Source organism: Terribacillus sp. FSL K6-0262, from assembly GCF_037977385.1.
In the GTDB taxonomy this organism is placed as follows: Bacteria; Bacillota; Bacilli; order Bacillales; family Amphibacillaceae; genus Terribacillus.
Window position 1 is genome coordinate 619,222 of record NZ_CP150277.1, and the last position, 20,683, is coordinate 639,904.

A 20,683-nucleotide genomic window follows, 5' to 3' on the forward strand; every position below is an offset into this window, starting at 1 on the left:
CCGATATACGGTACAGGCTTCTCTTTATTCATCATCTTGATTTGTCAGGATGACAGGGCCATCCTTGGTGATGACGATTGTATGTTCATATTGAGCGGACAAAGAACCGTCAATCGTACGGGCCGTCCAATTGTTATCATCCATCTGGCTGCCCCACTCCCCGATATTGATCATCGGCTCGATGGTGATGACCATACCCTCTTTTAGGCGAGGTCCTTTGTTCGGCAAGCCAAAATGCGGGATATGCGGATCCTCATGGATTGTTGGACCGATTCCGTGTCCCGTGAAATCACGTACGACAGAGTAACCTTCTGCTTCCGCATATTGTTGGATTGCATGGCCGATATCGCCGATTCGGGCGCCTGGCTGTGCTTTTTCGATCCCTTTGTACAAAGATTCCTTGGTTACATCCAGCAAACGCTGGGCTGCTTCACTTATTTCACCCACTCCATACGTCCAGGCAGAATCAGCTAATCCGCCGTTCAAATTCACGACCATGTCGATAGTGACGATGTCCCCATTTTTCAGCGGTTCATTCCTTGGGAATCCGTGACAGATTTCATCATTGATGGATGCACAGGTTGCATAAGCATAACCATTGTAACCCTTTTGCTCTGCTGTTGCACCGTGCTTAGCCAAGTACTCCTCGACAAACTGGTCAATCTCCATTGTTGTGATACCCGGCTTGATCATGCCGCGGATCTCCTTATGGACATTTGCGAGCAGCTCACCAGCAGCCCGCATCATTTCTATTTCACGCGCACTTTTGCGATTGATCATTCGTTTCTCTTCCTTTCTGACGACAAAGCTTACTTATCCACTATAAAGTGTATCATATTATGCCAATCCGGTTAAATCGTTACGCTGATTATTCAATCCAATTGATCGTCGTCTTTCAGATTGGAGTGATTCGCTATCAAGAGGGCAATCACAAGCAATACGATTGCCGATGCATACAGAAGGATGGTGTGAGGATGTTCATGATCGATGATGATAAGCCGAATGATCGCCGTTATCCCAATATAGATAAAATAGCGAAGCGGAAAGTGATAGTCATGGGTAAAGTACTTGATGATCAAGCTGATAAATTCGAAATAAAGAAAATAAACGATGATGCCTTCAGCCAGATAAAAATAACTGACCTCTTCATTCTGGATCAGCAGGACATCAAAGATGAATACTGTTTTTTTCAATAGGAAAACAACGAGGATCATCGCGAGGATGGTAAGGGTAAAATTCAGTATCGTCTGGAGAAACACAGCTATGAATGCTGTCCTTCTCTGTAACTCACGCATATTCATCCCTCCCAGGCTTGTCTTAAATATATTGGGAGTAGGCGTATTATATGCAGTGAGGGTATTGGCTTTTTTTATATAAATCCCCCTTGAATATTTGGCAAATAACGACCAGAATGGAAGTAACATACAAGGAGGTTGTCCAGTGATACAAATCGACCATGTACATAAACAATATGGAAATAAAATTGCCGTGAACGACATCAGCCTGACAGTTCCAAGCGGAAAGATTTTTGCCTTCCTTGGTCCGAATGGAGCCGGCAAATCAACCACGATCAAAATGATTACCGGAATCCTGCCGGTTGAATCCGGATCGATCACCATCAATGGCAAAGATATTACGTCAGACACCATCGCCGCAAAAAAAGAATTCGGTTATGTTCCTGATAGCCCCGATCTTTTCCTGCGTCTCAATGGCCTTGATTATCTTCACTTCATTGGTGATATTTATGGCATTGCACCGGACATACGGACAGAAAGAATTGAGCGGTACGCAAAAATGTTCAGTATTTATGAGGCATTGGGGAATCAAATCAAGACATATTCGCATGGTATGCGGCAGAAGCTGTTCATAACCGGTATGCTTGTCCAGCAGCCTTCTGTCTGGATCCTTGATGAACCGATGACAGGATTGGATCCAAAATCCTCCTATCAGCTAAAGGAACTGATGCGTCAGCATGCAGCGAACGGACATACCGTCTTTTTCTCCTCACATGTCCTGGAGGTTGTGGAACAGCTTTGTGATGAGGTGGCCATCATCCGTAAAGGCGAGCTTCTGTTCCAGGGAACTCTACCGGAAATGCGGGAGAGATTCCAGTCTGATGATAGCTTGGAGCATATTTTCCTGGAGTTGACACAGGATGCATAAACCGATCATTGCACTTACTCGTATTCAGCTGAAAATGCAATATGCCAACGTATTCAGAAAGCCAAGCGTGGTGATCGGCCTGATAGTCGGGTTATTCGGGTTGCTCGTCATCGGTGTGACTTTCGGAGGATTCATGCTGCAGGTCATCGAAACGATGTATGCTTTGCTCGAACCATCGGGAAACACCGATGTCATACTGGGAGCACTATTCCTCATGAATTTTTTCATTGTGTTTATCCTATCTCTGATACTGATCATGAACACATTCTATTTCACGGAAGATATCACTTCCTTCCTTCATTTTCCGGTGCACTCGTATCAGCTTCTGATCGCGAAATCCTTGAATCCGCTCCTTTATGTATATTTGATTTCTGCTGCTTCCTACTTGCCTGTCAGCATTTATTATGGATTGCTTTCCAGTGCGGATTTCATGTACTTTTTCTATGCCATACTGCTGTTTTTGCTGATCCCGCTCATTCCTTACGCGCTGGCAGCGGCAGTTGTCATGTTCGCGATGCAGTTTATCAACAAAGGTACGAATAAGGACCGCAGTAAAATAATCGGCGGAATCATCGGCTTTGCTCTGCTCATCTTACTGAACGTAGTTTTGCGTTTACAGACTGACCCGGATAAAATTGCCCAGATGATTGCAGCCAGCTCAGAAAAAGGCGGCTTGCTTCAAGTGGCGACGCAATACTATCCACCTGCCACGCTGATGACGAACTTACTGACTTCATCTGACTCCTTGCAACGCTTGCTTTTCTTTGTCACTGTATTATTATCGGCATTTCTAGCGGCTGTGCTTTTCTATGCGGCTGCCCAAAAATTCTACCTGAAGGGAGCATTGGGGCTGAACACAGGCTCCGGCAAGGTATTCAGCGGTAAAGGGATATCCAGAAAGCAGCGATCGATCATCCATGCGTATCGCACAAAAGAAATCCAGACCATATTCCGGACGCCTACTTTCTTTTTGCAATGTGTGGCCGGGGCACTTCTCATGCCAGCACTGCTGCTTGTGATTTTCTTCATGGGGGATTTCAGCAATGCTGCCGCTTTGGTGCAGGATATGGATGGCAGTATGCTATTTGTCATCATTTTAGCTGCAAATATATTTTCGATCGGCCTCAATCCAATCAGTATCGTCAGCTTTTCAAAAGACGGTCAAAGCTGGGAAGCCCATCTATTCCTGCCATTAAGCATGAAGCAGATCGTCTTGGCCAAATTACAGGCTGCATTCCTGATTAATCTGCTGCCGATCGCTGTGCTGTTCGTGATAGCGATCCCCGTCCTGCAGTTGAATATTGGAGAAGCATTGCTTTGGGCATTCCTTGCGCTGCTTATCAATGCTGCCGTGACTATCATCGGTATGCTGAGTGATCTGCTGTATCCAAAGCTTGGCTGGACAGAGGAAACGGAGCTGTTCCAAAACAGATTGGCAAGCCTGGTTGCCCTCGTTCTCTCTGTAGGCTCCATGGGTTTTCTGATTGCTCTTTTATTTGTTCTTCAAACGCAGATGCTGATCTCCCTGCTGTTCACGATGTTATACATCGGAGGGCTTATCGCTCTCTTGCTCTACATTGTCAGCCGATTACTGAAATCAGCCGACCGTACAACGCTGACCAGATGAAAAGAAGCTTTGCACGGAATTTGTGCAAAGCTTCTTCGTTTATGAATTAATAGTGATAGCCATGCCCATAGCCGTAGCCATGATCGCCACCTACATAAGATGAACCGACAATGATCAAAAGGATGAACAATACAACCAAAAATGCGAAGCCGAAGCCGCCTTCATTTCCTTTAGACATTTTGTTTCCCCCTTTTCCTACAGGATACTGCAGTGTATGTGCAGAACCCAAAAAGGAAAGGGCAAATACCTACTCCGGCTCAAACATAATCCTTCACTGCATATCTTTTACCATTTTCGATTTTTTCCCCAGTGAGGATGTCCGCGAGCACGCCTGCCACAAACATCGGATTTCTTAATGATTTATTTGTCACATAATCCCGGAACTTCTGGACATCCTGGAATTGCTCCGGTTCGCTGGAACGAATATCTGCTTGCATGTCCGTATCCATGATGCCGGGATTATAAGCAATGGCAATATTACCGGTACCAGCTTCTGCTTCCTCGAGGGCCACTGTTTCCGTATAGCGATTAAGGCCGGCTTTCGATGTACTGTAAGCACTCCAGCCGTGCACGGAACGTTCCGCTGCACCTGAAGTGACATTGACGATCACAAGTGGCACTTCGTATTTTTTGGCATACTTGAGAAAAATCGAACAAGCAAGGATCGGGGATGTCAAGTTGATGGCCATATGCGTTTCCAATTCCTCCAAGCCATAAGCATCAGCGGTCGCAATCGGACCGACTACCCCTGCATTGTTGATCAAATAGACCGTATCATCAGCTTTTGGAAAAATATCCGCTGCCATCTCCTCGAAAAGCTTCGCACTGGCAGATGTGTCCTGCAAGTCACCAAATCGATACGTATAACTTGCATCCCCTCCCCCTTCATAGGAAGCAAGGGCTTCGTTATTTCCCCTCGCCACACCGATCACTTGCATCCCTTTATCCATTAATCGTTTCGCGATCGCCTCCCCCAAACCTCGGGAAGCACCAGTCACTACTGCTGTTTTCATTTTTTCTCCTCCAATTCCTGTAAAATCGCTGGTATCCCTGCATAGATTCCGACTATCTCCTTCATCGGCATACGTACAAGTCCGCTGGAAGACGGTGCAACAAATTCGACTACCCCTTGTGTTACGGGAGCTGCCTGGACGCCCCAGCCCGCTTGTTTCACCTTGCTGTATTGCTGGTAGACACCTTTGCCGACAAAGCATGCCACCTTCGGGCGAAAATATTCCAATTTATCACGGAGCAGCCGCGCCCCTTCTATGTATTCCTCCTTGGTGATATCCGCTGCTGCCTTGGTAGGCCTGGCTACGATATTGGTGAACCCGATGCCTCTTTGCAGCAGATCTCGATCCTCGAAAGCTTCAAATTTCCGTTCGGTTATACCCGCCTGATACAATATATTCCAAAAACGATTGTTGCGATTTGCATAATGATGACCGGTTTCAGCTGAACGAACACTTGGATTGAAGCCGACGAACAATAGCCGCAGTCCTTTGTCAATATGATCCGGTATCGGTTCAAGATTCATTTCTGCACCTCCGCTCTGCTACCATTGTAGCCTGCCCTTTCCAAAGACGCAAAAAAAGCACAGTGAGATGTGCTTTTCTCAATCATTTATATAGATTGCCTGGCTGCCAAGCTGTTCCCAAGCTTTTTCGAAATTTTCCCGATCCACTTCCTGGTTCTTCTGTCCATATGGATTATTGAGGAATACCGTATCATCTGTATAGCCGGTAACCGCGACACTATGGACACTATAAGTTACATCGACTTGTCCATTAGGCGTATCCCACGATTCCATATCACCCGTAGGAGTGAAGCTGGAAGTTGTAATGATCCACACCGGCTTGCCATCATCCAAGGGATTGTAGATAGCTTCTTCGACAGATTTTCCAGTCACATCGACTGCCTTATCCCCTGCAACCTCTTTGGCAACATCCATGACAGGCTCATGATAAACACCAAGTCCAGGTCCATTCTGCATATCCCCGACAAAGCCCTCATTTGGATCACCGTGCTGCCCGTTGTCATAATTCAGCGGTACATATGCAATCATATCTGCCAAATCGTTCTTCGTCACATCATAACCTGCATACTGCAGAATCATTGCCAAGCTGGTGACTTCACAGCCATTATAAAGCCTTGGGGCGTCCATCTGATTGAGAAGCGGCACATCCAAAGGACCATCCTCTACCGCGGATATTTCAGGCACCCCCTCTTTATCGGAAATCTCTTCCTTCCTCATTGATATGTCTGATTCCGCCCGTAAATCATCGGAACGATTCTGGTAGGTCAAAATCGCCAAAACAAGAGATACAGCCGCTAAACATGCCAAGATGACAACATACCTATTTTTCATATATTTTTCTCTCCTGTTGGATAGCTAGTTGAATGTACGATACTAATTATAAAGTAGCCTAGCTTCCAATAACAATATACATCAATTTTTTAATAAAAATCAGGACTATCGCCATACTAATCAGGAGGTGATTGGTAATGAGCAGAAAAAAAAGCCGTAATGAAAAAGCGGCTGTAAGCGTAAACAGACAAGGATTGACAGAGGATGCCGCCAACCAGGAGCCGAAAAGCCAGCTGGAACAGCGTGCCAAGAAAAAGAATACCAAGATATGAAAATAAGCACAGCCCCTCATTCGGGACTGTGCTTTTATTTTTTCTTTGCAACGACGAACCAAAGCTGTGCATCCTGTTCCGCACCGGCTTCGAAATCCACTCGCTGTTTGTGAAGTGTCATCTCGACAACCTGGTACTTCTCCTCAAGCAGCGCATATAATTCTTCTTCTTGGAAGAAATGCGCAATCCGGTCTTGCACGAGGAATGTATCCTTTTCTATTTCGACTCCTGCACCATACAGTTTCTCATCCCTTGCTGAAAGACAAGAGAAAATCAACAATCCATCCTTGCGCAGCAAGGAAGTGAAGTGATGAAGTAAGTGTTCTCTTTCTTCTTCCGTATACATATGAAGTATATTCGATAGATAAATGCCGTCGAATCTTTCCGTCGATGGATAAGGCAAATTCAAATAATCCCCGACAAAATGATTCACATTGGACAAACCGGCAGCCTTCGCATAGCTGCTTGCCCTCTCTATTGCTACTTCCGAAATATCACAAGCCGTCACTTCGAAGGAATATTCCCCGAAGAAGTTGCTGTTCCTCCCATATCCGCAGCCTGGTACAAACAGCTGTTTTGCCTGATACGCTGCAAAATATGGATAAGCCATCACAGCTGATGGTGTTGCTTCCGTTCCCCAAATGTCCCCTGCTTCAAAACGACTATTCCAATAAGTTTGTAACGTCATACTCACAGTGCCATTTCCCCCAGCATAGAGTGTTATACATAGTTTAGGTAAATTTATTTACAAAGAATTTACTAAGCATAGTGTAACATGTTTGGACAAGGATGAAAGGGGTATTTATAAAAAAGATTGTAAAGAAATAATTACTACAAATTGTTCAGTCCTTCACTTGGTCCCACTCTTCCCGAAGCAGTCCCATTCGGATCGAATCATAGTACTTCCCATCAAAATATCTGCATTTCCTCATCCGCGCCTCCATCGTCATCCCCAGCTTCTCTCCGAGACGGATCATCCGATCGTTCCCGGACCAAGTCGTATAGCCCACCCGCACCAGCGGCATGCTGTCGAACAGATGGGTGATCCAATGCTTGAGTGCCGCCGTCCCATATCCACCGTTCCAATAGGCGGGATCATAAATTACGATACCCATCTCAAGCCATCTGGAAGGCTCATGCTCCCAGTAATAACTGACTGTACCAATAATGATTCCATCTGCTTCTATCACCCATTTTTCGGGTGAATCATCTCCGTATCGATAGCTTGCCAAGAATTCCTCCTGACTCAGATGCACCAAAGGAAAATATGGTGCGTCCCATTTCTTCCATTCCGGGTCCCTTTCCCCGTATTTCAATTTCCATAGAATGGGGCCATCCTCTTTTCTCGGCGGCCTGATTCTGACATTGTTCATAACACATCCCCCTCCATTTTCACCTGCGCCCATTGCTGGTGCCAATCCTTCTGCCTGACTCTTTTCAAAAAGATAGAATGGTAGCTTGTCCCTGCTGCATACAAGGGGGTCGGCACAACACGGCAAGCGAGCAAATCAGCCACTCCATATGGAGCAAACAAATATAGTTTGTCTTGTTTCAGGCTGACTCCAATGCTTGTAGCTGTTTCCGGATAACAGGCGATTGCATGCGCCGTATTCCGGAAGGCTGGCATTCCATTGATTTCATGCATCCTTGCCTGGTTTTTGACTGACCATGGTACAGAAGGCATCATGTGCCTGAGCTCGTTTTCGTATCTTTTTTCTGTCGCTTCATCTATATCTGATGCATCAAAATAAACGACATCCACATCCGCAAGCGGCGTCCGAATTGCATTTCCATGCTGCACATCCCAGACCTTTGACCTTACAAAACCAGCACTGATGCAATGATCCGGAAGAAGCAGTGTTGCTGCAGCTTCAAGCACTTCCATCATCCATGCATCCTGTTTGATTGCATCCACTATATCTTCTTCTGTTTTGAGCATAGCCCGACTTCCTTACTGAACCGAATTTCCTTCTCCCATTTTGGGTTCATAGCGATACTCCTCCAAATCGACACGACCGTCCAAGATTTCCAAACCTTCCTCATAAAGCCTCTCCTGCTGTTCATTCCTTGTCTCATCATCTCTTATCTTCAATCTGCCGTCTGCACTTATGACACGATGCCATGGCAGGTCATATTTTTTGCTCATGCTATGCAGTATCCTGGATACTTGCCTGGCAGCTCGCGCTTTTCCTGCAGCTTTACCGATTTGGCCATAGGTCATGACTTTTCCTTCTGGTATTGATTTTATGATGCGTATCACTTCCTCCGTAAAGTGCTCCAACGCTTCTCCTCCTTTTTCAGAAGTATCTGTGAACCAGTATAGCAAACTTCCTGACGCTGGGATAATCGCCCAGAAATATGATAAACTTTAGCTGTGTAGTCTGGTGATACTTCTTTGTTTAACATCATGCTGGACGGGCTATGTAGTAAACGAGAGGAGAATGTGTGATGAAGCATATTGTATTTTTCGACGCAAGCTGCCCCCTTTGTTCCACTGCAAAGCAAGTGATCCAAAAACTGGATTGGCTGGATAACGTAAAATGGATCCCGGTACAGAATATCGAGAACTACGAGCGCTTCCGTTTCCTTGCCAAAGGAGATGTGTATGACCGTATCCATATGATGTCTTTCAAAGGTGATATTTACAAAGGTCATGAAACTGTCAAAAAGATATTGACCCTGCTTCCCCTAACGGCTGTCTTGGGCTGGATCTTGCATCTGCCATTTCTTGATCCGTACTTGGAAGCCCTCTACAAATGGGTATCGGACAACAGACATGAATGGTTCGGCACAAAAGAATTGAAGGCAATATAAAAAACGGGCATTTGCCCGTTTTTTAAAGATATTTTTTCAATACACGCTTTCCTTCATAGCTGAACAGGACGTTTTTGCCCTCGATGACCGTTTCCAGATGGACGAATCTCCCCCAGAGCTGATAAAAGTAAGGCAGCGTCCGCTCCAGATATGTCAAATCCAGCTCGACCCCTTCATAATGATGCTTCAGGTATAACTCGCCATTGGACATATAGTCGCCGTCTGTGACAGTCAGATAAGGGAATCCTCCATTGACCCGCATCGTGATCAGCTGATCGCGGACCTCTTCCCAGTCCTTATCGGTGATTTTATATTCATTGCCTTGTTTCTGGAACAGATACATATCTTCCCGATGCACGAGATCCTTTGTCAGGTAATTACGCAAGAATGAAATATCGGACTCGATTTCCCGCACTTCGAACATTTTTTCCCTGCCGGAGCCCGGCTTCACACCATACCGCTTCATTTCTTCTGTCGGATTATCAAACCGCTCCTCGATGTCTTCAAAGATTTTGATGCCGAGATAATACGGGTTGATCTGGGTCGGGGAAGGCTGGACGACACCTGCGTTAAGCTTGGCATATTCGATTGCTTCATCACTTGTCAGATCCAGCTCGCGAAGAATACGAGCATGCCAATAGGAAGCCCATCCCTCATTCATGATCTTCGTCTCCAGCTGCGGCCAAAAATACAGCATTTCCTCCCGCATCATTGTCAGGATATCCCGCTGCCAATCTTCCAAGGTCCGGCTGTACTCTTCGATGAACAAGAGGATATCTTTTTCGGGCCGCGGCGGGAATGCTTTCTTTTTTCGTTCCTTCTTCTCTTTTGATCTATCCCGATCCACAAACCATAAATCATCATACTCAGTTGTCTTTTCCGTACTCTCTTCTGTCTCTTCCTCGTCAATTTCCCATCCAAGCTTCGGCCTCAATAGCGACGGATCGATATGCTCCTGTATTGCCAGGACGGCATCAAGGAAGTCTTCCACTTCTTTCTGCCCGAATTGCTTTTCATAAGCGGCAATTCGTTCGGCTGTAGCCGCCATGCTATCGACCATATTCCGATTCGTATTTTGGAACCGGACATTGTTTTTAAAGAAATCACAATGAGCAAGCACGTGGGCAACGATCAATTTGTTTTGAACAAGGCTGTTCGAGTTCAGTAAAAAGGCATAGCAAGGGTTGGAATTGATCACCAGCTCGTAAATCTTACTCAAGCCAAGATCATATTGCAGCTTCATCTTATGAAATTGCTTCCCGAAGCTCCAATGCGTGAACCTTGTCGGCATACCATAAGCACCGAATGTATAAATGATGTCAGCAGGACAGATTTCGTAGCGCATCGGGTAGAAATCCAGACCAAAGCCTTTGGCAATTTCCGTTATTTCCCCAATAGCCCTTTCCAATGCGATATGTTCGGATTGCAGCACGGGCTTTCTCCCCTTTGTACGTAATAGTACTCATACATATGCCAGCAATACGGAAAAAAGACTCTTCATCCGCCCCTTTTTGCAGCAGAAGCTGTACTGTCTGAGTCTTTAATTCATGCATTTCAAGCCGGCTCTGAAAATCGTCTTTACGTACGGAATGCTTTGTAATGAAATGGATCCATCCATCTGCCCAACCGGTCTTTTCGGAATCGTCCATCCCAATCCGCTTCCTTGATAATGCTTATTCCTTGAGTCCTCCATCGTATGCATCCGTTCAAACACCCGATCCTGCTGGGATTCACTTGTGCCTTTGCCCTTATCACAGACTTCTATAAAAGCTGTATCATCTTCCCTGCTCAACCTCAGGCCAATCAGTTTCCCATCAGCTCCATAGGAAATTGCGTTTGATACAAGGTTATGCAAAACCCTGATGATCGCTCTTTCATTCCTCATTACATGGATCCGATGCTCCGGAATATCAATTTTCATTGCTGTCTGCAACCGTAATCCCGTCCTGGAATATAGGCATTTTCTTTTCTCTTACTTCCTTAGGTTGGTTATTATGAATCCAGCTGGGCGCCCTGCCACCGCTCCTCTTCAGGCATAAAAAAATCCAGTCCGCGGAAAAGGATTCCCCCTTTTTCCGCAGACCGGATTCATTCAAAAAGCTTATTCACTTACTTTCTGATAATAATACACAAGTGTTTCCATCCCTTTATCAAAGCTTTCCAATGGGAAGCTCTCATTCGGGGAATGGAGTCGATCTTCCGGTGTACCGAAGCCAAGTAATACTACCGGCATTTCATATACGGTATCAATCCACTCAACAACTGGAATAGATCCGCCCATACGGACGAAGACGGTTTCCTTGCCGAATGCCTGGGTCAGGCTCTGGGCTGCTTTTTGGATCAGCGGATGATTCGGATCGACTTTATATGCCTTCGCTTTGAACGGCTCCGGCCTTACCTCGACCCGCACGCCAGCAGGCGCATGCTTCTTGATATGAGCCGTGATTTTTTCCACGATATCAACCGGATCCTGACCAGGTACCAGGCGGCTGGTGATTTTCGCGGTTGCTTCAGCCGGGATGATCGTTTTCGTACCCTCTCCTTGATAACCGCCATACATGCCGTTGATCTCCAGCGTCGGGCGGGCCATCGTATGCTCTTTGGCGGTGTATCCTTTCTCGGATACTGCTTCTGGTACACCGACAGTCTGGGCAAAGTCCTCCCCTGGTGCTTGTGCCATCAGATTACGCTCTTCTTCCGGCAGTTCCTCCACGCCATCATAGAAGCCTTCCACTTGGACGACTTCTTCTTCATCCTTCAAGGAACTCAGGATATGAGCCATGGCCTGCAGGGGATTGCGGACGGCACCGCCATACATACCGGAATGCAAGTCACGATCTGGCCCGTAAACGGAGAATTCAAGTGCAGCTGCACCTTTCAAGCCATAGAGCATGGTTGGCTGCCCTGCGTCAACCATCCCTGAATCACTGATGATGGCAAAATCCGCTTGGAATTGTTCGGTCTGCTCATGCAATACCGCATGCAAATTCGTGCTTCCGATTTCTTCTTCGCCCTCGATGCATACTTTCACATTGATCGGCAAGGCTCCTTCTGTTTTCATGAACGCTTCGAAAACGGCCAGATGCATGAATACCTGTCCCTTGTCATCACTCACGCCGCGAGCATAAATGCGGCCATTCCTTTCCGTCGGTTCGAATGGTTCGCTATCCCAAAGCGGAAGCGGATCTGCAGGCTGTACATCATAATGGCCATAGAAAAGTGCAGTCGGTTTATCGGGCCCAGCCCCCAGCCATTCACCTGTTACGATGGGGTGGCGTTCTGTCTCCTGGATGGTTACCTTATCAAAACCGATTTCCTTCAAATAATCAGCCGTGAAGACAGCTGTCCTTGCAACATCTTCTTTATATGTACTGTCTGTGCTGATACTGGGGATACGCAGATATGCATATAGCTTCTCCAGCAATTTCTCCCGATTTTCCTGTAAATAAGCGACAACTTGATTCGTCATAAGCGCCATCCTTTCTTTTCTTACTAGTGTAGCACAAATCGACTGTTTCTTGTTTAGCTTGTACTTGCTGGTGGAAACTAAAAAGGAAATACCAAGCTATGTCAGGAGGAGAATGATGGGCAATGTGTTGATTGTCGCCACAAACCATGACAGCCTGAAACAGACACCCCGTACAACAGGACTTTGGTTCAGCGAGCTGACGAATTTTTATGATAAGCTGAAGCATCGTCATATCATGACGGTCATCAGTCCAAAAGGTGGGGAAATCCCGCTGGATCACCGCAGCCTCATAGGTTTGTTCAAAAGCCACAAGCTGCGCAAGTATTACCGGGCTCCCGGTTTCAGGAGATTGCTGGAGCACAGCCTCTCGCCGGGCGAAGTGAATGCATCTGATTATGACGCCATTTACTTCACCGGAGGTCACGGTACGATGTGGGATTTTCCTGAAAATAAAGAGCTGCAGCAGCTTACGGGAGCTATTTATGAAAACGGCGGAATTGTCGCAGCCGTCTGCCATGGCCCGGCAGCCTTGCTCCATGTCAAGCTTTCCGATGGTTCTTATCTGCTGCAGGATAAAACCGTGACTGGTTATTCCGACCGGGAAGAAGCAATCAGTCTGAACAAGCATGAAATTCCCTATTCCCTGGAGGAAAACCTGAAAATACGCGCCCTTACTTATCGTAAAGACGCCATTCCATTCAAAGGGCATGTGGAAGCAGACGACCGGGTGATCACCGGACAAAATCCTGCCAGCGTCAAAGGTGTTGCCAAAGCAGTCATCAACCGTCTGGAACAAAAGGAATTTGCTGAGCATCCCCGTTCCTTCCGGGCAGTTCTCAGGATTCCGGAAGAAGAACAAATACTAAGAAGAAAGCCAGCCCCATGATCGGGACTGGCTTTCTTCAATCTTCCATCGCTTGCTTCAAATCTTCAATCAAATCTTCACTATCTTCGATTCCGACACTGATTCGGATCAAACCATCCGTAATTCCGAGTTCAGCCCTGCGCTCCTGCGGTATGGATGCATGTGTCATCTTGGCAGGAAGGGAAATGAGACTCTCAACGGCACCAAGGCTTTCCGCCAAAACGAAGTATTTCGTCTTACGAAGCACTTGATCCGCCTTTTGCGCACTGCCGACATCAAAGGAGATCATACCGCCAAAGCCCTCGGCTTGACTGGCAGCAATATCGTGGCCTTTATGCTCGGGCAGCCCTGGATAATAGATTGTGCTCACTCCCGGATGTGCTTTCAAGAATTCGATCAGCTTGGCACTATTCTTTTCGATTGCTTCCATGCGGATACCAAGTGTCTTGATTCCGCGAAGAAGCAGCCAGCTGTCCTGCGGTCCGAGTACGGCACCAGCTGAATTTTGAATGAAGTGCAGCTCTTCGGCCAGTTTGTCATCATTGACGACAACAAGTCCCGATACGACGTCGCTATGCCCACCGATATATTTCGTCGCACTATGAAGGACGATATCTGCACCAAGATCGATCGGATTTTGCCAATAAGGCGTTGCAAAGGTATTATCGACAATCAGCAGCAAGTCATGCTTTTTCGCAATCTCTGCCATCTTTTTGATATCCGTGATTTTCAATAATGGATTGGTCGGTGTCTCGACATAGATGGCTTTCGTCTCTGGGGTTATCGCTTGTTCAACAGCTTCCGGTGAGCTTGTGTCAACAAACGTGTGACCCAGCTGATAGCGAGTGAGCACTTTTGTTGCCAGACGGTAGCTGCCTCCGTACACATCATCCGTCATGACAATATGACTGCCTGATTCAAACAGCATCATCACAGAAGTTATTGCTGCCATACCGGAACTGAAAGCAAAACCGGCTTTCCCGTTTTCCAAAGCAGCAATGGTTTCTTCCAGCGCATGACGGGTCGGGTTGCCTGTACGGGAATATTCATAGCCTGTATGTTCACCAGGTCCGGGTTGTTTATATGTGCTTACTTGGTAGATAGGAACACTTACCGCCCCCGTCTTCTCATCCGATGTAATTCCGCCGTGAATCATTTTCGTCTTTCTTCTCATCCTAATCCTCCTTGATATATCCGCTGGCTGAGGTATCGTTCGCTGCTGTCGGGGAAGATCGTCACAATCGTCGTCCCGGGCTTCGCATTTTCTGCTTCTTTAAGCGCTGCACAAAAAGCAGATCCCGAAGAACTCCCGACAAGCAGCCCTTCTTTGGCAGCCAGTTCCTTTACATAATGAAATGCATCGTCATCCGTGATCGTATGGATTGCGTCAAAATAAGCAGTATCCATATAATCAGGCAAAAACTCCATGCCTATCCCTTCCGTACGGTGCGATCCAGGTTCGCCTCCGTTCAGGATGGAGCCCTCCGGCTCGACGATCACCGTTTTCACATCAGGCTTTTGATCCTTCAGGTAACGTGCGGTTCCCATGAACGTTCCGCCTGTCCCGCCTCCGGCAACGAAAATATCGACATCCCCCTCAAGGTCGCGCCATATTTCCGGACCGAGTGTTTTATAATAAGTTTCTGGATTCGCCGGGTTGGCAAATTGCTGCGGGCAATAGCTGCCAGGAATTTCATCCAGCAGCTCTTTGGCCTTTTTGATTGCACCAGTCATCCCATCAGATGTCGGTGTATTGATCACTTTCGCTCCAAGCGCCCTCATCAGCTCTTGTTTTTCCTGGCTGAATTTCTCCGGAACACAAAAGATGACGGAAACATTCCTCTTCAAGGCTGCCAGCGCAATCCCAATACCGGTATTGCCTGCGGTCGGCTCGATGATCGTCCCATTTTCCTTGAGCTTACCTGAACGGAATGCATCATCGATCAAATTGACTCCCAGCCGATCCTTCACACTGCCTCCAGGATTATAAAACTCAAGCTTCGCAAATAAACGAACTCCCTCCGGCAGAGAAAAGTTCGTTATTTGCACAATCGGTGTATTCCCTATCAGTTCATGTACTGCATTATAAACAGCCATTTTCTCCCTCTATTCAGCGAAAACTTGACGCCATTCATCTTTTTTGGAAAGCATTTCCTTGGCAATCTCCTGTGCACCCTCAAGACTGTGGTTAGCTGCCCAGCCGCATTGCACCTCGTTGCATGCCGGTACTTCCTTCGCATCCAGCACATCTTGCAATGTCTTTTCCAAAGCCTCGAGAATCTCATCATAGCTGTCATTATTCAAGATGGATACATAAAATCCCGTCTGACATCCCATCGGACCGATATCAAGGATATTATCGATATGGTTGCGGATATTCTCAGCCATCAAATGCTCCAGGGAATGAAGTCCGGGCATTTCCATATGCTCTTTGTTCGGCTGCTTGAAACGGATATCATATTTGTACACTTTATCGCCATGTATGCCATCTGTGATACCGACTAACCGGACATACGGCGCAGCTACTTTCGTATGATCAAGATTAAAGCTTTCTACATTCATTTTCTTTGTCATGTTTGTTTCTCCCCTTATGCTTTTTCTGCCGTGATCAAGTAGACGAAGCGGTTCATTTGCTTAAATGTAACATGAAATCCTTGTGTTTGGAAAATGTTTCGAAGGACTTCCATCGTCGTATAATATTCGGTTGTCAAGTCGCGGACAAGCCTGTCATAGCCTTTATCCTTCTCTTCCTGGATCAGTCTGCTGCGTCCCTCTGCACTGGAGAAAACTGTATCGGCAAAGATGATTTTCCCTCCATCGGATAAAAGCTTTGCATAGGCGGAGACCGCCTGCTCCTTCTCCTCGTCCGTCAGATGATGGAAAGCCCATGTACTGACGATGGTATCAATCTCATGACCTGGATCCGGGAACGAGAGAAAATCGCCATCCACCAGCTTCAGCTGCGGGAATTTCCGGGATGCATGCTCTCGCATCTCCTTGGACGGTTCGATACCCGTTACATCCAGTCCTTTGGCTAACAGTTTCTCGGAGAGATTACCTGTTCCGACACCGAATTCCAATGTATATCCTTCTGCAGCATCGGCAACCGTCTGCAGGATTTCATTATATTTATCAAATACTTCTTTATATTGCGGATCCTGACCAGTAACCGTATCATCATACGTCTCTGCCCATTCATCGAACATATCGATAAATTCGCGGCCCATATCATCACCTCATGTATAATCCCATCAATATCCTAGTAAACGAATAAGAATTATGGAGTTTATGAATGAAGAATACCATAGTACCCTAGTTTATTCAATGAAAATATCCGATGTCAGTTATATTTTCCTTCATTCATGAATAAGCGGCAGCAGAACTATAAAAATAGTGGAAATGTTATAAATTCATACTATATAATAGGATGGAGAGAGGAGTGTTCGCCATGATCGATCTGCGTAGCGATACGGTCACCAAGCCATCTGAAGCGATGCGAAGGGCTGCTTTTGAAGCAGAAGTCGGAGATGATGTCTATGGAGAGGACCCAGCTGTAAATGAGTTAGAGGAAACGGTTGCCGATTTACTTGGAAAGGAAGCCGCATTATTCGTGCCAAGCGGTACTCAGGGGAATCAAATCGCAGTACTTTCTCATTGCAGCCCCGGTAATGAAATCATCTTGGAGGAAGAATCGCATATCTTCCTTTATGAAGGGGCTGCTACGTCCATTTTTGCTGGCGTGCAGACTCGCACATTGAAGGGAGAACGCGGTGCGATTTGTCCAGAGGATCTGGCCGCTGCCATCCGCAAAGACGATATCCATTTTCCCGAAACAGGCTTGATTTGCCTGGAGAATACGCATAACAAGGCTGGCGGAGCGGTCATCCCGATTGAGAACATGATGGTGATAGCCCAAATAGCCCGTGAACATCGGATTCCGATTCATATGGATGGTGCGCGATTATTCAATGCCTCCGTTGCTACCGGTATCAGTGTAGCGAAATACGCCCAATTGACGGATACCGTCCAGATTTGTCTTTCCAAAGGCTTGGGAGCTCCTGTAGGTTCTGTGCTTGCAGGGTCTGAAGCATTCATCGGCAAGGCACGCAAGTGGAGGAAGCGCCTGGGCGGCGGAATGCGTCAGGCCGGCATATTAGCGGCACCAGGTCTTGTCGCCTTGCGCGAGAATGTGGAACGTCTCGCAGATGACCATGATAACGCCAGGTTATTGGCCGAGGGCCTTGCAGAAATCGACGGAATCGAAATCCTGAACAAAGTGGAAACGAATATTGTATTGGCTGATGTCAGAGGTACCGGCATGACAGCAGATGAGTACGTGCAGCTGCTTAAGGAGCAGCAAGTACTGGCAAATGCATTCGATCCATACAGCGTACGTTTTGTCACACATTATGATGTCGGCAAGGGCGCAATCAAAAAGGCTTTGGCAGTTGCATCCTCACTTGCCAAGCAGCCAAATTGAAAAGAGGCTCCGTTCCAGGAGCCTCTTTTCATTATCTTTCGTTATTCGGGAAGACGCGATTCAGCATATTGCCGAATTCCAGGAAAAAGCCTTTCACTGGCTGTCCTTCATCAATTTTATTATTGTAATCCTCCGCCATTTCCAAGAAATCCGGATCAGCTGATACGTATACATTGTCGATGTCTTCATCGACTGATTTCACCGCTTTTTCCACATCGCGCTTCATCTGGTCTGTCACTTCATTATCATTGTTGTCGCCAGTCGTTGTGTTACCCATGCCATTATTGCCTGTGTTATCATCATCATTTTTCATATCAACCGCTACGAAAGCATTATTATCCGTTGTAAATACATAAGCATTATCAACGCCTTTTACTTCCTCCACTTTTTTCGCTGCATCATCTGCAACCTGATAACGCGGCTGCTGGTCATCGCCATTGTTTTGGCGATCATCTACATCCATCGTATTATCGGTATTGCGGTCCACCAGATTGTTATCGGTATTATTGTACCGTGTCGGTTCTATATTGCCGTCCCTGCCCATGCCAGTATCATTGTCATTGTCGTTTTGACACGCTGTAAGTGTGATGGCAGCAAGGGCAGCCATGCTGATCAATTTCCATTTTTTCATTGGTATTTCCTCCTTTGATTTGCCATTCTGCGCTTAGTATGTACGGTTTTTTCCACCCTATTCAAAACTGATGGAGAAGTGTTTATATCTGCCAGCAATGTTCTTACAGAATGGAGAAATACTAAGCGTACCCTGACAGGAGGGGATACCGCGATGAAAGTACAGGATTATGAAAAAGCATTGTTGTTTACAATCTGGGGCCAGTGGGACGATCTGCTAGTCCTTATGGTACGCACAAAGGATGATTTGCTTTCCAAGCGAATCGAGATTTTCCTGCACGCATTCCACTATCCCTCCGAACAACATGCTGTCGTGAAATCACACGAAGAACTGCTCCAATATATCGATCATGCCCTGGGCCATACAACTTTATATGCCTTGGATGTATAAAAGAAGACTCGAGCACACTGGCTCGAGTCTTCTTCAATGGTCCTCCGGCGTTTCACTTTCCAAATTCTTGAATCTCAATTCGAATAAATCTTTACGGCGATCATGCAGATGGCGAACAGTACCTGTTTTTCGCTGCCGCTGCAATATCTCTAAATCGACATCTCCGACAACGACCGTCTCGATATTCGGCGGGCACTCCCCGACAATGCCATCACGAGCGAATTCAAAATCGGAAGGTGTGAAAATACCGGACTGCGCATATTGAATATCCATATTCTCCACCTGCGTCAAGTTTCCTACCGTTCCTGCTATCACAGTATAAACCTGATTCTCCACAGCTCGGGCCTGTGCACAATACCTGACACGCAAATATCCCTGACGGTCATCTGTGCAGAATGGGACGAAAATGATATTCGCTCCTTGATCCACGGCATGACGGGCCAGCTCCGGGAATTCGATGTCATAACAAATCTGTATTGCAATGCGCCCGCAATCCGTATCGAAAACCTTCACCGTATCACCAGGCTGGATCCCCCACCACTTTTTCTCATTTGGTGTGACATGGATTTTGTATTGCTTCTCGATCGTTCCGTCACGACGGAATAGATAGGCGATATTATAAATATGCTCGTCCTCTTCCACAAAATGCGAACCGCCCACAATGTTGACATTGTAGCGAACGGCCAGATTTGTGAATAATTCGATATACTGCTCTGTGAATTCAGACAATTTCCGAACCGCTTTGGAAGGTACTTTTTCTTCGAGGAAACTCATGAGCTGCGTCGTGAAAATCTCCGGGAATACAGCAAAATCCGATCCGAAATCATAGGCAACGTCCACATAGTACTCCACTTGCCTCGCGAATTCCTCAAACGATTCAATTTGTTTCATCATGTATTGAATGACCGTGATCCGTACAGGATAGGCCGTTTTGAAATGCCGTTTCGACTTCGCATGATATTCGATATTATTCCATTCCATCAAGGTCGCAAAGGTTGCTGATTGCTTATCATCAGGCAAATAATCGCGGTTGATCCGCATGACACGGAAACCGTTCATCATTTGGAATGTCAGCACAGGATCATAGATGTTCTGCGCTTCCACTTCCTCCACATACTGACGCGGCGTTAGTTCATGGCTGTATTTATGATAATTCGGGATTCTTCCGCCGATGATGATGCTTTTCAAATTCATCTCAGCGGCCAATTCCTTCCGCGCTTCGTAAAGGCGCTTCCCGATTTTCATGCCCTGGTATTCCGGATGGACCATGACCTCGATGCCATACAAATTGAAACCCTCCGGATTATGGTTCGTGATATATCCTTCATCTGTAATGTCATCCCAAGTGTGACGATCATCATACTCGTCAAAATTGACAATCAAGCTGGAACAGCTGCCAATGATTTTACCATCCAATTCCACGCAGAACTGTCCCTCAGGAAATATATCGATATGACTTTTCAGGTGACTCTTCTTCCATGGCTCCATGCCAGGAAAACATAATTTCTGCATATCCAGGATTTGATCGATATCCGACTCGGTGATATTCCGTAAAACGACTTTTTTCTCAAACTGCGACAAATCTAATTCAGACATAGCAGCTA

General features: G+C 46.4%; 25 protein-coding genes and 1 pseudogene. 7 read left to right on the forward strand and 19 right to left on the reverse strand.

Going from position 1 to position 20,683, the window contains the following annotated elements; translation table 11 throughout:
* Positions 1 to 24: 24 nt before the first annotated feature.
* A complete protein-coding gene (gene map, locus MHI54_RS03145) occupies positions 25 to 780 on the reverse strand; it encodes a type I methionyl aminopeptidase (RefSeq protein WP_095216485.1) in 756 nt (251 codons plus the stop codon).
* 92 nt (positions 781 to 872) lie between these two features.
* Entirely contained in the window at positions 873 to 1,295 is a 423-nt protein-coding gene (psiE, locus tag MHI54_RS03150; RefSeq protein WP_340082289.1) for a phosphate-starvation-inducible protein PsiE, read from the reverse strand.
* Positions 1,296 to 1,440: 145 nt separating this feature from the next.
* Here psiE and MHI54_RS03155 point away from each other — a divergent pair, with 145 nt between their 5' ends.
* Together MHI54_RS03155 and MHI54_RS03160 are read left to right on the forward strand one after the other, a co-directional pair.
* Positions 1,441 to 2,163 carry an ABC transporter ATP-binding protein gene (locus MHI54_RS03155; protein WP_340082290.1) on the forward strand — a complete coding sequence of 241 codons (723 nt, stop codon included), beginning with the start codon at positions 1,441 to 1,443 and terminating at the stop codon, positions 2,161 to 2,163.
* Positions 2,156 to 3,790, forward strand: coding sequence for a hypothetical protein (locus MHI54_RS03160; protein ID WP_340082291.1), 1,635 nt, complete (start codon positions 2,156 to 2,158; stop codon positions 3,788 to 3,790). Before MHI54_RS03155 ends, MHI54_RS03160 begins: the two co-directional genes overlap by 8 nt.
* 46 nt (positions 3,791 to 3,836) lie before the next feature.
* Here the strand turns inward: MHI54_RS03160 and MHI54_RS03165 are convergent, their stop codons facing one another.
* The 4 genes from MHI54_RS03165 to MHI54_RS03180 all read right to left on the reverse strand — a co-directional run bounded on the left by MHI54_RS03165 (position 3,837) and on the right by MHI54_RS03180 (position 6,158).
* Positions 3,837 to 3,968, reverse strand: coding sequence for a YjcZ family sporulation protein (locus tag MHI54_RS03165; protein ID WP_095216481.1), 132 nt, complete (start codon positions 3,966 to 3,968; stop codon positions 3,837 to 3,839).
* Between the two features lie 79 nt (positions 3,969 to 4,047).
* A complete protein-coding gene (locus tag MHI54_RS03170; RefSeq protein WP_095216480.1) occupies positions 4,048 to 4,803 on the reverse strand; it encodes a (S)-benzoin forming benzil reductase in 756 nt (251 codons plus the stop codon).
* Complete coding sequence (locus MHI54_RS03175) at positions 4,800 to 5,327, reverse strand: mismatch-specific DNA-glycosylase (protein WP_340082292.1); 528 nt, start codon at positions 5,325 to 5,327, stop codon at positions 4,800 to 4,802. Before MHI54_RS03175 ends, MHI54_RS03170 begins: the two co-directional genes overlap by 4 nt.
* A 78-nt stretch (positions 5,328 to 5,405) precedes the next feature.
* Positions 5,406 to 6,158, reverse strand: coding sequence for a C39 family peptidase (locus MHI54_RS03180; RefSeq protein WP_340082293.1), 753 nt, complete (start codon positions 6,156 to 6,158; stop codon positions 5,406 to 5,408).
* Positions 6,159 to 6,295: 137 nt separating this feature from the next.
* On the opposite strand from MHI54_RS03180, the gene MHI54_RS03185 reads away from it, so the two are divergent.
* Complete coding sequence (locus MHI54_RS03185; RefSeq protein ID WP_139180856.1) at positions 6,296 to 6,430, forward strand: small, acid-soluble spore protein L; 135 nt, start codon at positions 6,296 to 6,298, stop codon at positions 6,428 to 6,430.
* Between the two features lie 34 nt (positions 6,431 to 6,464).
* Here the strand turns inward: MHI54_RS03185 and MHI54_RS03190 are convergent, their stop codons facing one another.
* The 4 genes from MHI54_RS03190 to MHI54_RS03205 all read right to left on the reverse strand — a co-directional run bounded on the left by MHI54_RS03190 (position 6,465) and on the right by MHI54_RS03205 (position 8,711).
* A complete protein-coding gene (locus tag MHI54_RS03190) occupies positions 6,465 to 7,118 on the reverse strand; it encodes a class I SAM-dependent methyltransferase (RefSeq protein WP_233135097.1) in 654 nt (217 codons plus the stop codon).
* A gap of 154 nt (positions 7,119 to 7,272) precedes the next feature.
* Positions 7,273 to 7,803 (reverse strand): GNAT family protein, encoded by a 531-nt coding sequence (locus MHI54_RS03195; RefSeq protein WP_340082294.1) that lies wholly within the window; start codon positions 7,801 to 7,803, stop codon positions 7,273 to 7,275.
* The gene (locus MHI54_RS03200; protein ID WP_340082295.1) at positions 7,800 to 8,369 is read right to left on the reverse strand and encodes a nucleotidyltransferase family protein; all 570 of its coding nucleotides are present in this window, start codon (positions 8,367 to 8,369) and stop codon (positions 7,800 to 7,802) included. Before MHI54_RS03200 ends, MHI54_RS03195 begins: the two co-directional genes overlap by 4 nt.
* A gap of 12 nt (positions 8,370 to 8,381) precedes the next feature.
* Positions 8,382 to 8,711 (reverse strand): MGMT family protein, encoded by a 330-nt coding sequence (locus tag MHI54_RS03205; RefSeq protein ID WP_095216474.1) that lies wholly within the window; start codon positions 8,709 to 8,711, stop codon positions 8,382 to 8,384.
* 167 nt (positions 8,712 to 8,878) lie between these two features.
* On the opposite strand from MHI54_RS03205, the gene MHI54_RS03210 reads away from it, so the two are divergent.
* Positions 8,879 to 9,244 carry a DUF393 domain-containing protein gene (locus MHI54_RS03210; protein WP_095216473.1) on the forward strand — a complete coding sequence of 122 codons (366 nt, stop codon included), beginning with the start codon at positions 8,879 to 8,881 and terminating at the stop codon, positions 9,242 to 9,244.
* 22 nt (positions 9,245 to 9,266) lie between these two features.
* On the opposite strand, the gene MHI54_RS03215 is transcribed toward MHI54_RS03210, so the two are convergent.
* The 3 genes from MHI54_RS03215 to MHI54_RS03225 form a co-directional block, all read right to left on the reverse strand.
* Positions 9,267 to 10,676, reverse strand: coding sequence for a SpoVR family protein (locus MHI54_RS03215; RefSeq protein ID WP_340082296.1), 1,410 nt, complete (start codon positions 10,674 to 10,676; stop codon positions 9,267 to 9,269).
* Between the two features lie 108 nt (positions 10,677 to 10,784).
* Positions 10,785 to 11,177 carry an ATP-binding protein gene (locus MHI54_RS03220; protein ID WP_340082297.1) on the reverse strand — a complete coding sequence of 131 codons (393 nt, stop codon included), beginning with the start codon at positions 11,175 to 11,177 and terminating at the stop codon, positions 10,785 to 10,787.
* Positions 11,178 to 11,345: 168 nt separating this feature from the next.
* Complete coding sequence (locus MHI54_RS03225; protein WP_340082298.1) at positions 11,346 to 12,713, reverse strand: dipeptidase; 1,368 nt, start codon at positions 12,711 to 12,713, stop codon at positions 11,346 to 11,348.
* A gap of 112 nt (positions 12,714 to 12,825) precedes the next feature.
* On the opposite strand from MHI54_RS03225, the gene MHI54_RS03230 reads away from it, so the two are divergent.
* A complete protein-coding gene (locus MHI54_RS03230) occupies positions 12,826 to 13,599 on the forward strand; it encodes a type 1 glutamine amidotransferase domain-containing protein (RefSeq protein ID WP_340082299.1) in 774 nt (257 codons plus the stop codon).
* A gap of 16 nt (positions 13,600 to 13,615) precedes the next feature.
* On the opposite strand, the gene MHI54_RS03235 is transcribed toward MHI54_RS03230, so the two are convergent.
* The 4 genes and pseudogenes from MHI54_RS03235 to MHI54_RS03250 form a co-directional block, all read right to left on the reverse strand.
* Positions 13,616 to 14,752 (reverse strand): bifunctional cystathionine gamma-lyase/homocysteine desulfhydrase, encoded by a 1,137-nt coding sequence (locus tag MHI54_RS03235; protein ID WP_095216469.1) that lies wholly within the window; start codon positions 14,750 to 14,752, stop codon positions 13,616 to 13,618.
* Positions 14,749 to 15,675 carry a cysteine synthase family protein gene (locus tag MHI54_RS03240; RefSeq protein WP_340082300.1) on the reverse strand — a complete coding sequence of 309 codons (927 nt, stop codon included), beginning with the start codon at positions 15,673 to 15,675 and terminating at the stop codon, positions 14,749 to 14,751. The genes MHI54_RS03235 and MHI54_RS03240 overlap by 4 nt, the downstream gene beginning before the upstream one ends.
* Positions 15,676 to 15,684: 9 nt before the next feature.
* Positions 15,685 to 16,152: an S-ribosylhomocysteine lyase gene (locus MHI54_RS03245; RefSeq protein ID WP_340082301.1), complete on the reverse strand. Its 468-nt coding sequence runs from the start codon at positions 16,150 to 16,152 to the stop codon at positions 15,685 to 15,687.
* Positions 16,121 to 16,805 (reverse strand): annotated as a pseudogene (locus tag MHI54_RS03250) (class I SAM-dependent methyltransferase). Before MHI54_RS03250 ends, MHI54_RS03245 begins: the two are co-directional and overlap by 32 nt.
* A gap of 221 nt (positions 16,806 to 17,026) precedes the next feature.
* On the opposite strand from MHI54_RS03250, the gene ltaE reads away from it, so the two are divergent.
* Positions 17,027 to 18,058 carry a low-specificity L-threonine aldolase gene (gene ltaE / locus MHI54_RS03255; RefSeq protein ID WP_095216465.1) on the forward strand — a complete coding sequence of 344 codons (1,032 nt, stop codon included), beginning with the start codon at positions 17,027 to 17,029 and terminating at the stop codon, positions 18,056 to 18,058.
* A 31-nt stretch (positions 18,059 to 18,089) separates the two neighbouring features.
* Here ltaE and MHI54_RS03260 read toward each other — a convergent pair whose 3' ends face one another.
* Positions 18,090 to 18,689: a YhcN/YlaJ family sporulation lipoprotein gene (locus MHI54_RS03260; protein ID WP_095216464.1), complete on the reverse strand. Its 600-nt coding sequence runs from the start codon at positions 18,687 to 18,689 to the stop codon at positions 18,090 to 18,092.
* A gap of 153 nt (positions 18,690 to 18,842) precedes the next feature.
* On the opposite strand from MHI54_RS03260, the gene MHI54_RS03265 reads away from it, so the two are divergent.
* Complete coding sequence (locus tag MHI54_RS03265) at positions 18,843 to 19,079, forward strand: YhdB family protein (protein ID WP_095216463.1); 237 nt, start codon at positions 18,843 to 18,845, stop codon at positions 19,077 to 19,079.
* A gap of 33 nt (positions 19,080 to 19,112) precedes the next feature.
* On the opposite strand, the gene MHI54_RS03270 is transcribed toward MHI54_RS03265, so the two are convergent.
* Entirely contained in the window at positions 19,113 to 20,675 is a 1,563-nt protein-coding gene (locus MHI54_RS03270; RefSeq protein ID WP_095216462.1) for a bifunctional GNAT family N-acetyltransferase/carbon-nitrogen hydrolase family protein, read from the reverse strand.
* Positions 20,676 to 20,683: the final 8 nt, after the last annotated feature.